Genomic DNA, 13,923 nt, shown 5'->3' with positions numbered 1-13,923 from the left:
GAATGATGTAAGGTTTCAAGCTTTGTATATCTAAAAGAATCAATATACATTTTGAGGGTTATCGGGACATTGCAAGCTTGAATCAGGATATTACTTTAAGTAATATCCTGTTATAATTTTATTGTTCTTCAATGAAAGGGAATGAAGCGTTTTTGTATTTTTCTTTTTGTAAGAATTTAGGAAGTTCTTTTTGCATGAACTCAAAGTTTGCATCTTTCCCAGCCATGTTCATTAAGAATTGTGGAAAAAATCCTCCAAGTGAAATATCTTGTGTAAGTTGACATTGTACCACTCCATTTCCAAGCGGTGTAAATTGCCACACATTGTGCATACGTTCTACACGAATTTTACCTTCATTATGCTCAACAGCATTAGGAACGCTTGTTACATCAATAGTAACTACTTTATTTTCGTCTTGCGTTACTGATGTATTAATTAATAATTCTCTTGGTTGAAATGGTGATGGAAACTCTAATGTCCATAACGATATATCATAATGACGAATAGAATCCCAAGGTTGAATAATTTTACAACCTACACAATTTTCAAACCATTCTTTACAAGTTTCAAGATTGTGATCTAATAAATGAGGAGCTGCTAACTGGCTGAGTGTATAGTTTCCTTTGATGATACTTCTATACTTTACAACATTATCTCCTGGAACTTTTAAGGAATATACTTGTACTCCATCTTCATCTCTTTCAAGTTCCCATTGATTTGAACCAGAGTTTACCCAATACCAATTATAAAGATATAATATAGCAATTAATGAGATAAGACCAATTCCAATGCGTTTTAAAACTCTTTTCCATTTTTTGGGCTTTGCAGGTTTGTTTTCGTTTTCCATGTTAGTTGATAATTTTGATTAGTTATTGTTTTATTTTATTGATTGTAAGCTGTAAAGCTTTAAAATTTTTGGTGTAATTTATTTTTGGTAAACTTTTTTTATGAAATGAATTTGAATTATGCCCACAGTTTATCGGATAAATATTTTGCCATACAAACAAGTGTTAGTGTAGGTGGTTTTCTGAACGTATCAGGCAAAACAGAACGATCACATACATATAAATTTTTAAACTGTGTTTCTAAATTGCTATTTACATGTTCATTGATTTTTAATAGTCCGCCTGTACTTGTAACATTCACAGGGCTTTTTACAATATGTTTAGCTCCGGCATTTTGTAAAATCTTGATTGCTTCTTTTCCTCCTTTATCTAGTTTGGCAAGAACATCTTCTGAGATTTTTTTACGATATTGTCCATCTTCAGAAACACTTCCGCTCATCGGATCATGTACTTTTACACCGATTCCTATACTTTTTGAAAAAGAAAAAAGATGCCTAAACTTCAACATCGAAATCATTAATAATTGATAAAATAGCTTTGGAACATTGGCGTCTCCTAAGAAGATATCATCTTCTAACTTTGTTTCCATAGCTCCAACAAAATTATTGGTGGATCCTAATTTGGGAATCAATCCGAAGTACACTCTATTAGGATCTACATAAAATCCATGATTTCCTACGTTTTTCATACCACTTTTTTGAAGAATTACAGGCGACGCTAAAATTCCTGCTGCTAGTATGATTTTTTCCCCATACACTTTATGTATGTTTGACTTCTTTTTTTCCTTATACGCAACGCCTACTGCTTTATTATTTTCAAAAATGACGTTCGTAACTTCTACTTTTTCAAGTAATGTAGCTCCGTTTTCTACCGCTTCTTCTACAAAACTTTTTGCCTTCCATTTGGCTTCATACGAATATCCAGAGGTACATTTGTCAAGATCTACCAACATGGGTTGTTTTTCCCAATCATGGCCAAGATCTAAAGCACTTTCTCTAAGTTTGAGTGATTGCGGACCAAAATATTCATCTGGTAGATAGTTAATAGGTAATTCATTTTGAACTTCTTTGTATGCTTTAGAAAGATCCATACCTAACGACGAAAATGTTTCTAATGGTGGTGTTGCCGCTACTCCAAAATAGAAAGCTGTTGTTCCACCTGTCGTAATCGCACGCATATCCTTTAACTTTTCTGTAACCTTTACTTCGTTCAGTAATGGAGCTATTCCTGGTAAAGTTTCTTTTAAAGGCACTGTTGCTCCTTTTTCCAGAATTAATACCTTTTTTTGTTGTTTGGCTAACTCTCTAGCTAGTGTAGCACCACACGTTCCTGAGCCTACGATGATAGCATCATAGTATGTTTCTGAATGTAGTTGGGTCATGGTCGGTTTGTAAAGAAGTTATGATAAGCACATTATTTATTGATATAATCATCATTTATAACGTGCTTATCTAAAAAGTAAGTTTTGCAAAATTATTTATTGCCCGAATCGATATCTTTAAGTGATGTACGATATTCATTCATTTTCTTTTCTCTATAAGCAAAATCAGTCATAGCTCTTTGCGTAAAGAATTCATCATCAATTTCTAAGTTAAAATCGATTGACAATACATCATAATTTGTGATTCTTCGCGATAGTAAATTAATCATAGAAGATTTAGTAACTATCCAAACTCCATCAATTCGATCTACTTTTTTAGTAATTAATTGCTTGAATAGTTTCCCTGTTCGATTGTATAATTCATCCTTTAAAATCACATAACGTTCTTTATCTACATAACTTATTACTTTGCTATAGAACGTTTTCTTAGAGCGTGCTTCTGTAGGTGTTGATTCAATTATCCAAACTGGTCGATTGTTGAATGTATCTTCCCCAAGTAACTTGTATGTATAGTCTTTTATTTTTCTAGGAGATACATCTTCAATAGAGAATTCGGTTCCAAAAACGCTTCCTGTTTCTCCTCCTTCATTACTAGAAGCTATTCGCTTTACTTTTCCTAATGCTGGCAAGTATAACCAGAAATCATTATCGTCTTGATCTGCTTTTTTCCATACCAACATATTAGTTCCTTTATCGGCAATTGGAGAAATAATCATATCTAACGATTTGGCATCTTTCTTTTTTGGTCCTACCAAATAGTCTTTGTGAATATTTTCTACTACCACTTGACGCGGTTTCGTTTTACAACGTAATTTTCCACCAGAAATATCATATCTACACGATGTAAATTGAAATTTACGAATAGACGAATTGTACGTGAAATTTTCAACACTATCTACTTTTACCATAATCTCTTTAGGACTTTGCGCATTGGCATTTCCTATAAAGAAAAGAGACGATACTAGTAAAATAAGTTGAATACTTTTTTTAAACGGCTTCATGAATTTGTTCTTTTAAATTAGTTACTGTTTCTTCTTTGTCGTCTGGTGATTGTTTGTTGGCGCCAAAGTTTAGTTTGAAAACAATGATTAAAGCTGGTAAAAAGAATAAGTCACACATTAATCCTGCCATGATTGCGATGAATCCAAATCTTCCCATGTTGGAAGTTCCTGCTGCTGCGGCAACAGACATGATTCCGAAACCAAGTCCTAAGACTAATGACGTGAATAATAAGGCTTGTCCTGCTTCTTTCATAGTGTAACGTAAGGCTCTTTTTATATTTCCATCTTTTATTACTTCATGACGATACTGCGTAATAAACGTTACTGTATCATCAACAGATATACCAATTATGATTGGAGCGAGCATCATTGTGTAAAAATCTAGCGGAATTCCAAGTATACCAAGCAATCCGAAAGTTAAAATTGCTGGTAATAAATTTGGAAACATTGCTGCAGCACCCACTTTTGCCGATCCAAAAACTATTAAAAGAATCAAACAAATAGCAACTAATGCGATTCCGAAACTGTTTACTTCGTTTTTGGTTAAGTAATCTGCGGTTTGCATTGCTAAAGCAAAGATTCCTGTAATTGATACAGTTGCTTCACTGTAGTTTTGTTTTAAGTTGTTTACCATTGTTGCAATGTCTGATTGCATATTTTCAAATACCTTGCTGTATTCGTATGATCCGTAATTGTGTAGTGAAATTTTTATGTTTGCTTTTTGATAATTGTCTCCCACTAATCTTTTACGATCTTCTGGACTTGCATTGTTAAACATGAACAAGGTTTGTGAAAGTACTTGCGGATCTTCTGGAATGATGTAGTTTTCATCTTTTCCTTCATTTAGTTTTTTATAAGCATCTTTGGCTACATCTGCCAATGAAGAAGTCATTACTACGTATTTTTCATATTTTTCCTCAAACTTACGTTGTAATTCATCCATAGATTTTAACACTTTAGGATCTTTAAAAGCATTTTCTTTTCCTAAATCTAAAAAGACTACCATACTATAAGCTCCCATCATTTTGTTATCTGCAATCTCAACATTTTCTCTAAACTTAGAATCCTCCGGATATTGATCTAACATGTTAGAGTTTACTGTAACCATCGTTGCTCCGTAAATACAAAAAGCGATGATTCCGAAGAAAATTACTAAGATTGGAACTGGTCTTTTTTCTACCAAAGGAACCACCTTGTCTAAAATGCGTTGCATAATCACTGCAAAATTTGGGAATATACGCGATAACAAACTTCCAGATGATTTATCTGACTCGTCTCCTTTTTTCCAAGGTTTCCATATGTCCATTAATATTGGTAATAGGAAAATTGTAAATAAGAACGCTAACGAAATTCCTAGAGTAGACATGATAGCAAAGGTCTGAATTGGCACCACAGGTGTAATATTTAACGCAATGATACCTACCATATTTGTGGTAGCCGTTAGTAATAATGCTGTACCCACAGTTCCATAAATCGTTTTTAAGGATGTTTTGTGATCAACGTTTGTATTTCGTAAAAATGAATATCCTGACATGATATGTACGGAATCCGCAATACCAACCGTAAGTATTAATAAAATCGTAAGTATTAAGAATCCTGTAATAGTTAGTCCTAATAATGCAGAAATTCCTAAGGTCCAAATGGTACTAAGAATTACAATTGTTAACGACCATGTAACTGCTGAAAATCTTCGGAAGAAATACCATAACAATACAATCATGATTAATAATGCAGCCATGTACAAATTCCCCATTTCATCAACCATCAACAAGTCATATTCAGCTGCTGGAGTATTTCCTACAGCATAGTATTCGAAATGCTCAGCGTATTCTGGCTTGCTTAAAATTTCATTGATTGCCTCGTTAAGTTTTAAGTAATCTGCCTGATCTGTTGGCTTAAAACGTGGTGTTGCTGTATCAGTTACAGTTTCTTCAAGCGTTAAATCAGTATCTGTATCTAATACTAAATCGTCTACTTTTACCTCTTCTTCATCTAATGGAATTGCACCAAAATTGGTTTCAATGTAAATTCCACCATACTTCATATCTTCTGAGAAGTACTGTAATGGAAATTGTTTTTCTCCTTTCGCTATTTCTCTTAATTCGTTTCGTTCTGCTTGACTTTCAGGAACATGTTCTCCCACTAACGGACGTGCATACAAAAAGTCATTTTCGGCTGTTAATACACGTGCATTTACAACAGTATTGACTTTTACAATGTGATCTAATGCAGATTTCTGACCTATTCTCAGAGTTTCTTTGTAGTTGAGTAGATCTTCTTGAATTGACTTTACCGTTTGTAGTGATTTTTCAGAAAAAACATCACCATCTTTAGGTTTGTAAACAATATATACTCCATCTTCACTTCCAAATTGAGCATGATATTCATTGAACGCAATTTTTGTTGGATCATCATCTTGAATCCATCCTTCAATGGTCATGTCCATTTTTAAATTGCCAAGATTCATAATCAGGAAAACGGTCGCTGCTATGAAAAATCCTAAGTAAAGCCACTTTCTTTTTAAGACTTTTTCTGGAATTTTACTAATGAAGCGCGATACGGGATTAAGTATATTCTTCATAAAATTGGTTTTAGTAGATTATTGATTTTTGATTAGTTACTATTGGTTATTTGTGTCAGCATTTACATAAGTATACATTACACTGACATTACTATTTACTTGTGTATTTGTATGATGACATTTCCTTTTTTTCGCTCTGTATCAAGGTATTTATGAGCTTCTACTACATTGTCAATAGTATAGGTTCTGTCTATAATTGGTTTGAGTTCGTTTTTTTCTATTAATGCATGAATGGTTTCCATATCAGATTGTTTAATACTAGAAAGCCAATAGTTATTAAGATAGATTCCTTTCGGTTTTAATATTTTTTTGCACTTAAAGCGTGTAGATTTCATTACGGCATCATATACTACATCATATTTTTTCCCTGTTTGGGTAAAGTCCTCTTGCGTATAATCAATAACATGATCTGCTCCGATAGATCGAACCAATGCTTCATTTTTACCACTACACACAGCCGTTACTTCTGCCCCATAGTATTTTGCTAGTTGAATTGCATACGTTCCTAAACTTCCAGAACCTCCATTGATGAGAATGCTAGTTCCTTTTTGTACTTTTCCTTTTTGTAGATTTTTCAAAGCAGTCAGTGCTCCAGAAGCTACAACCGATGATTCATCTAGCGTTAAGTTATTGGGTATTTTTTTGATGATTCCTTTACGTTCTTGCGTACCATCTTTTACTTTTTCACGTATACAGCAATATTCAGCATATGCTCCTAATCGCAATCCCGTAAGTCCAAAAACTTCATCTCCTTTTTTGAAATGTGTCACTTTTGATCCTACTTCTTCAATAATTCCCGAAAGTTCTATTCCTGGTATAAGATTTTTTTTAGGTTTCAAAAAGCCAAATAATAAGCGAACTACAATAAAAGGACTCGATCTACGAATACGAGAATCACCCGCATGAGCAGTCGTTGCATGTACTTTAATTAATACTTCATCTGCTTTTGGTGTTGGTTTTTCAATGTTTTTAATCTGTAGAACTTCTGGCGGACCGTACTCCGTAATAACTACTGCTTTCATAAATGAATTTTGCGTGTTTTTGAATGATAATTAATTCTACTTATCACTTATGAATTCACTTTTTTGGGTGTCGCTTTTTTTAGCACTTCATTGATTTTTTTTGCGATGATTGCACTTGATGATTCATCAGTAATAGAAAAATGATCTGCCTTTATAGATTCAATAGTTACTGGTTTTGCTAGAAGTGCATTCCAACCATAGTCTTCAGAAAGATTTTCATACCCTTCCATATAACCATCAGTCGCTCTAAAGAGTACTGTATTAACTGTATTTGTTAGCTTCTCTGGATGATATGCTCTACAACTCATATCCATAGCACGAGCTATTTTGTATGTTGTTTCAAATTGAGCTTTTGGAATGGTAAATCCTTGTTTTGTAATTACTTCATAGAGATAATCAAAACGATCTTCTTCAGACATCGCTTTTAGTTTTTCAACATCTATTGCTAATTTTTCATCAGAATTAGCCGCAAATTTTCCATTGAAAACACCAACAATTTCATCAACCATATCAATTAACTTTTGTGAAGGTGAAAAGCAATCTAAGAAACCTAGCAATTCTACTTTTTCTCCTTTTTGAGTGAGTATCTTAACTATTTCAAAAGCAATCATTCCTCCATTAGAAAGTCCCATAATACGATACGGTCCTTTTGGCTGTACTTCTTGAATTTCTGCGACATTTGCTTGAGCAATTTTTTCAATAGAAATCTCTTCTGGTAATGCTTCCGTACTCATTACTAGCTCTAATCCGTAAAACGGCTGACTCGTTCCTAAGGCTTGAACCAAATGTTGAAATGATAGTGTTGTTCCGTTTCCGCCTGGTGAAACTGCAAAAATTGGGCGTTTTTTTCCTTTAGTTTGTAAAGGAATTAGGGCTTTTGCTTCAACTTGCTCTACGGTAGTTTCTGAAGCATTTGTGATTGCTAATTTTTCATCACTAGTCACTTGAACTTTTTGTACTTTTTGAGGAAATATATCACATAAATATCTAGCCAAGCTATTCACTTCAGGGTTATTAAAAATAATAGCTGGAGACATTGTTACCCCTAAAAGGTTCATTGTATTGGAAACAAACGTTCCTATATCTATAGAGTTTAATCCTAACTCTAAGAAGTTTTTTGATTTGTCTACCTCTGTGATAGAAATATTTAATAACAATGCTATTTCCTGCTGTAGATAGAGTTCCATTTTTTCAATAGCTGTCAAAGAATATTCTTTATGTTCTTCTTCAGAAATGTAAAAGAACTTCTCTTGAGCTATTTTTTCGGTAGCATCTTGTAAAGTTGGTTTTGCGTCTGTAGTTTTTTCAACCTTTTTTGTTATTGATAAAGCCACAGGTGTTACTTCTCCTGTTACTTCAGCCCAATATCTAGTTTGGTAAAACGGATAAGACGGCAAAGATATAGGCTGCATATTTTTTTCTTCCCAAAGTGATTTCCAAGGCACATCAAAACCTGCAATCCACAAGTTTGCTAATTTTTGCAAGTGATCTTTTTGAGCACCATCACGAATAAGCATTTTGGTCATATCATCTGTAAAGATTCCCATTAATGGATTGTTTTCTGCTTGCTTTACAGCTCCATAATAGATACTCTTTTTTTCTAATTGAGTTTTGTCTTTTGGAAAACCACTTTTAACCGTATTTAACTTACTTAACAAATCTTGAGGCGAATTCGCTACGATTGCCAAACGTTCTTCCATAGCTTCACGTCCCGTTTGTAATGTGTATATCATATTGGTAAACATGATATCTTCCGTATTTGATAAATACGAAATGTAATGTTGAACGCTTTCTATTAGTTTATCTTGATCTTTCGCAGATATTACAAATAATTGTGGTTCGGTTGAATGCGAAGCTAAGTTTCTATAAGATTTTGTGTATTCTTCTAATAAGATGTGCACATTCACTCCTGTATCAGCAAATGAATTGATTCCTGCTCTGATAATTGCATCGTCTTCATTACGAATGGACTCAAATGGAATTTCTTTATCTGCTATATAAAGCGGATGCTTAGGATTATTGATATCTATAAAAGAATTTACCGTATTTTTTGTAATTGTTGCTGGGAATTTTTTATGATGTAATGAAAGTGCAAGCTTAATTAAACTTGCTAATCCATTTACCGATTCCAAGTTTCCTATATTTCCTTTTAAACTTCCTAAAGCACAACTCTTTTTATTGATTTGAGCATTTTCAAATACCTTTTTAATTCCCTCATACTCAAATGAATCTGCCCATTTTGTTGCATATCCATCAACTTCAATGTAGTGAACACCTGTTGGGTCAATGGCTGCATTTTCAAAACAATTGCTAATTACATTTGTAATAGATTCGGTATCAATTTCTTGTAAAAATCGAGCGTTTCCACGATTGTTTTGGTGACAACTTTTGATAACCCCATAAATCTTATTTTGGTCTCTTTCTGCATCTGAAAGTCGTTTTAATACTACTGACGCTGCTCCTTCTCCACGTGTAAATCCATTTGCTTTATCATCAAAGACAGCACAAGTACCATCTGGGGAGAGCATGTCATATTTTGATAGTGCTATATAATCATCCGCAAAAAGATTTAGTGAAACGCCACCTACAATTGCTACATCACTTTCTCCATTTTGTAAAGATTGATACGCTCTGTTTATAGCTACAGCCGAACCAGCACAGTTTACATTGAAAGTTTCACTCGGCCCATGAAAATCGAATAGAAAAGAAAGTCTATTAGACAAATAATACGTTGGGCTAGACGACGAAAAGAAAGGTTTGTTGGCAACTTTTAACTTGTCAACATTATTTCGCAAGTAATGTTCGTACTCTGAATATTCATAACTAGTATAGATGCCTGTTTTACTTCCTTTAAGCTCTTTCGGATTGATTCCTGCATCTTGAAATGATTTATACACTTCTTGAAGTAATAAACGTTCTTGCGGATCCATCAATTTGGCTTCTTCATCATCAATGTTGAAGAATTTAGCATCAAAACAATCGTGGTGATCAATTAACGCTGCCCATTTGGAATTTGTTTTTCCTTCTTGTTTTGTGGCTGAGTAATGTGTTTTCCAATCCCAACGATCTTCAGGAATTTCTTTGATACTATTTTTTTGTTCAATCAAATTTTCCCAGTATTGTTGTGCATTAGGCGCTTCTGGAAAGTTACAACTTACTCCTACAATGGCAATGTCATCGAAAGCTATTTTGCCCTGCGAATAGTTTGTTTCTTCAACATATACTTCTTCTTCGTACGAAGAATCATCAATTATTTCATCTACTAAATTGTAATGTGCTAATAGTTCATCTAAATGACTATTAATCAATGTATCTGCGATATCTTCAATGGTATTGAATTTGCGGTAACTAAGATCAATTGCAAATTCTTGTTGAATTTTATCCAATACATTTTTATGTGGAATGTCTATACGGTTAGAAGACTCATTTTTTCGAGCAACTACTGGTCGTTGTTGTCTACGAATTTTTCTTACAGGCTCTTGAGGTGTTGATTGTTTTTCAACTCGAGGAGTTGCTACTTCTTTACTAATTTCAGGAGTTTCTATCTCTGAAACCGTAGTGCTTTCATTAGTCAACTCTTCAATAGCTTCTGCAAGTTCTTTGATGGTATTTACCTCTGTAAATTGTGCAGGCGTAATAGATATATTCATGCCTTTTGAAAGGTTTGACATCAATTCCATTGCAATAATGGAATCTATCCCGAAACTATCAAAGTCTGCATCAACATCTAGTTTTTCTAGAGAAATCTTAAGCGTTTTAGAAACTATATTTTTTACCTGTGTAAGTACGTTTGATTCTGCCACTTTGTTGGTGTATTTTGTTTATTGATTGAATCTTTTTAAATCTCTAACTAAAAGATCTTTTAGTTTTTGCATTTGTGAATCGGTAGTCTGATCTATTTTTGAAATGCTTTTGTTTTCTACTGGCTTAGGTGTTTCTACAAAGACCGCTTCTTCTTTTTTAGCTTCCACTGGTGCTTCATAAAAGAATCCTTCATCCATAAGTGTTTGTAAACTCTTTTTTACCGCATTGATAACATTTCGAATATCTTCGTCTGTGTGTGCTGTGGTTAAGAAACAGTTTCCTTGAATATTTGTTTCAACTCCATTCATTCGCATTAAAATGAACATTAATGCCTCAGTAATTCCCCAGTAACTATCTATGTATCTGAAACGGAATAATGAACCAAAAAAATCAATAGTTATAGGCAAATTATGCTCTACAAAATATTGATTTAGTTCCTCCACCATTCGCATGGTGCGTGTATTGAGCTTGCAGTACAAACACTCGCATGTATGTGAATAGTAGTTACAGTTATCTCTTTTTTCCAAACGCTTTTTAATTTCTTTCATTGTTGCGTAAGAAGAGGCTACTTTTAATGGATTTTGTGAATGTGTTCCTCCCATTCCAACTCTTTTCGATTTTGGCATCGAATCATCATTGAATTCCCAAGTTCCACCATCAATTAAATCCATATATTTTTGAGAACCAGCCACTAATCCTGTAGGCAATCCACCTCCTGGAATTTTTCCATATGTAGAAATGTCTGGTGTTATATTGAAGATTCCTTGAGCTCCTTTTGGACTTACTCGGAATCCTGTAATCATTTCGTCAAAAATCAGAGGAATGTCTTTTTCAATAGTAATATTGCGTAGTTCTTTTAAAAATTCAACCGGTTTGTTATATATGTGTCTCGATTGTACTGGCTCAACTAAAACACCAGCTATTTCATCTGCTCTTGCTTCAATGATATCTAATGATTCTTCGTCTCCATATTTCAATACAATAATTTGATCTGCAAATTCTTGTAACATTCCTGGTCCAGCTGCCAAACTATTGCCTTGCATATCGCGCATTGCCATTACAACATCGGAAAGTCCGTGGTAAGCTCCTTCAAATAACGCAATCTTTTTTCGGTTCGTTGCTGCTCTCGCAATTCGTGTAGCAACCATTACCGCTTCTGTCCCTGATTGTGTGTACAGCACACGATCATGCCCAGTTAATTCACTAATAATTTGAGTTGCGTTATGGATTGTTTCAGAGTATCCTGCTAGTGGAATTCCACGATCAAGTGCTGCTTTCACGGCATCAACAATCATTGGTGCTTTATGACCGAAGATATTTACTCCCATATCACCCGAAATGTCTATGTATTTATTTCCATCAATATCATATACATAAGCTCCTTCTGCTTTTTCGTAAGTAACTTGGAAATGCAGTTGTTTGATTTCTTTGATTAAATGGAAATTACGACGCTGATCTACAAAATGAAAGTGATGTTTCGGTACGTTCGCTTTTGATTTTGGAACAAATTTTTCGTATTTCTCAGTCAGTTTTTGAATAAATTCTCTATGATGATCTTCTAGATCTCTTTGATCTAAAGGTTTTAATCTTTTTGATGAAGAAAAATTTCCATTAGTTACATCTGTAATGCCTGTCAATGATTTTATCTGCGAAATAAGTTGTTGCTTTTCCGTTTCTGACAAACCATCAAAGATGCGCATGGCTTCTTTCTTCTCAATCTTTTTCGAGATAATTTTCTCTGCTATTTCAGTGTCAAGTGTTTGCATATTCATTGTATTTAATGGATTTCATCACTAACACAGCATGTACTGCAAGTGTAGAAATTGGTTAGTTTTATTGGTTGATTTTTTTAAAACAAAAATTGAGCTTTGAAAGCTAAATGTTGTTGTTCTCTAAATTGGTAAAATGCACTTTGCTCATCATTTGTAATCGGAATAATCGCATCAAGAGAAAGTGTTATGTTATCATTTAATTTGTATGCTGCTGATAAAAGATTGAAAAATGTAGTATTAGGACCATTATACATTGTTATATAATTCAGTGAAAGATCATTTTTCATCAATTCTTTTACCACTACAAAAAACGCCGTAAAATCGTTTCTAGGAATCCCTACTATTTCATTTGTCCAATTGATGACATGATTGTTTACTAATTCAAGCGTAAATGTGGTCGTGCTGTTAGGACCGTATTCAAAACCTAACGAAGTATCAAATGCATTTCGTTCAATAATTCCTAAAGAAGCTGTATTGTATGCTCTAGGAAATTTGATTGCATTTTCTCCTCTAATCAATAGATTCCCGATAGCATAATTAAAGCTCATTCCAACAGTGGTGAATCTTTTTTCATGTAATTGTACCAAGTTTGGATTTACTTGTTCTCTTACAAGATTGTTATCAATCAAACTGGTTACAATTATGCTTACATCACTTTTCTTAAAAGCTTTTTTCCAACGGAATCCATATTCAATAGAATTTTTTCCATTATCTACTTCTTGAGTTACAATATTTGTTCCTGCAAAAGAATCTTCAAAAAATCGAGTCCCTTCTTTTGGAAATAGATTGAATCGTGCATTCGGTACAAAAAAGGTATTAAAGTTTCCGATAGAGGTGTAAAAATTAAGCCCAATCATAAATTGTCCAACTCGCAACTCATCAATGTTCAAATTAAGTGGATCTCTAAAATCAAACGGATTGATTTCATCTGTAATAGCGGCAAAATCTGATTCTCCCCAAGCCAATGTTTGTAATCCAACTTTGATGCTACTTTGCTTATAACTATACTGTACAAAAGCATTTCGTGTGATAGACCCAAAAGCGAGGTCTGCTTCTTCAAAATCGTCATTATTGTAGTAGCTTAAACGTCTGCTTCGGCTATCGCCATCCATAAAGACAAACGATTTTGTATCTAACTGGACAAAAAGATTGTTGAATAGAAATTTTGAATATTCTAAACGAAATGCAAACCTGTTTTTAATAACTTCTGTCGGATCAGTAAAATTGTACGTAAACTCATAGCTAATCCCTAGTCGTGAAGGGCTAAATATGTATTCGTTCCAAAATGATTTTTTAGTTTCTGTATCGCCTTCTATTGTCTCTGTTATGGTGTCTCGTTCGGTTCCTGTATCGAACATGTCACCATCTAACATATCTAATTTGATACCTCCTTGAGATTTTTTTTGTGAAAGGGTATCTTTTTCCTTTTCAGGTTGTTGTGTTTGACTAAAACTTATGTGTGCAAATAGTAAGAAACACACTGTTAGTGAGAAGAATGATTTAATCATTGTATACTC

8 protein-coding genes are annotated in these 13,923 nt (G+C 33.7%); all 8 read right to left on the bottom strand.

All coding sequences use genetic code 11. The features are described 5' to 3' along the window. Window positions 1-118: 118 nt before the first annotated feature. The gene (locus AA088_RS07975) at window positions 119-847 is read right to left on the bottom strand and encodes an START domain-containing protein (RefSeq protein WP_046744426.1); all 729 of its coding nucleotides are present in this window, start codon (window positions 845-847) and stop codon (window positions 119-121) included. Window positions 848-963: 116 nt separating this feature from the next. After that, entirely contained in the window at window positions 964-2,226 is a 1,263-nt protein-coding gene (locus tag AA088_RS07970; protein ID WP_046744425.1) for a GMC family oxidoreductase N-terminal domain-containing protein, read from the bottom strand. A gap of 92 nt (window positions 2,227-2,318) precedes the next feature. Next, window positions 2,319-3,227 (bottom strand): outer membrane lipoprotein-sorting protein, encoded by a 909-nt coding sequence (locus AA088_RS07965; protein ID WP_046744424.1) that lies wholly within the window; start codon window positions 3,225-3,227, stop codon window positions 2,319-2,321. Then, entirely contained in the window at window positions 3,214-5,808 is a 2,595-nt protein-coding gene (locus AA088_RS07960; RefSeq protein ID WP_082106623.1) for an efflux RND transporter permease subunit, read from the bottom strand. The genes AA088_RS07965 and AA088_RS07960 overlap by 14 nt, the downstream gene beginning before the upstream one ends. Window positions 5,809-5,903: 95 nt before the next feature. Next, a complete protein-coding gene (locus AA088_RS07955; protein ID WP_046744422.1) occupies window positions 5,904-6,830 on the bottom strand; it encodes an NAD(P)-dependent alcohol dehydrogenase in 927 nt (308 codons plus the stop codon). A 47-nt stretch (window positions 6,831-6,877) separates the two neighbouring features. Then, entirely contained in the window at window positions 6,878-10,633 is a 3,756-nt protein-coding gene (locus AA088_RS07950) for a beta-ketoacyl synthase N-terminal-like domain-containing protein (RefSeq protein ID WP_046744421.1), read from the bottom strand. A gap of 18 nt (window positions 10,634-10,651) precedes the next feature. After that, window positions 10,652-12,400 carry an aspartate aminotransferase family protein gene (locus AA088_RS07945; protein ID WP_162199675.1) on the bottom strand — a complete coding sequence of 583 codons (1,749 nt, stop codon included), beginning with the start codon at window positions 12,398-12,400 and terminating at the stop codon, window positions 10,652-10,654. 83 nt (window positions 12,401-12,483) lie between these two features. Next, window positions 12,484-13,914, bottom strand: a complete 1,431-nt coding sequence (locus tag AA088_RS07940; protein ID WP_046744420.1) for a DUF1302 family protein — start codon at window positions 13,912-13,914, stop codon at window positions 12,484-12,486. Window positions 13,915-13,923: the final 9 nt, after the last annotated feature.

The sequence above is a fragment of the Kordia zhangzhouensis genome (genome assembly GCF_001005305.1).
GTDB lineage: Bacteria > Bacteroidota > Bacteroidia > Flavobacteriales > Flavobacteriaceae > Kordia > Kordia zhangzhouensis.
The sequence above is the reverse complement of the archived record's forward strand: the minus strand, read 5'-3'. Positions and strand labels throughout refer to the sequence as shown.

Coding starts and splice junctions, on each gene's coding strand:
- AA088_RS07975 (WP_046744426.1), bottom strand. CDS start 847: ATGGAAAACGAAAACAAACCTGCAAAGCCCAAAAAATGGAAAAGAGTT.
- AA088_RS07970 (WP_046744425.1), bottom strand. CDS start 2,226: ATGACCCAACTACATTCAGAAACATACTATGATGCTATCATCGTAGGC.
- AA088_RS07965 (WP_046744424.1), bottom strand. CDS start 3,227: ATGAAGCCGTTTAAAAAAAGTATTCAACTTATTTTACTAGTATCGTCT.
- AA088_RS07960 (WP_082106623.1), bottom strand. CDS start 5,808: ATGAAGAATATACTTAATCCCGTATCGCGCTTCATTAGTAAAATTCCA.
- AA088_RS07955 (WP_046744422.1), bottom strand. CDS start 6,830: ATGAAAGCAGTAGTTATTACGGAGTACGGTCCGCCAGAAGTTCTACAG.
- AA088_RS07945 (WP_162199675.1), bottom strand. CDS start 12,400: ATGCAAACACTTGACACTGAAATAGCAGAGAAAATTATCTCGAAAAAG.
- AA088_RS07940 (WP_046744420.1), bottom strand. CDS start 13,914: ATGATTAAATCATTCTTCTCACTAACAGTGTGTTTCTTACTATTTGCA.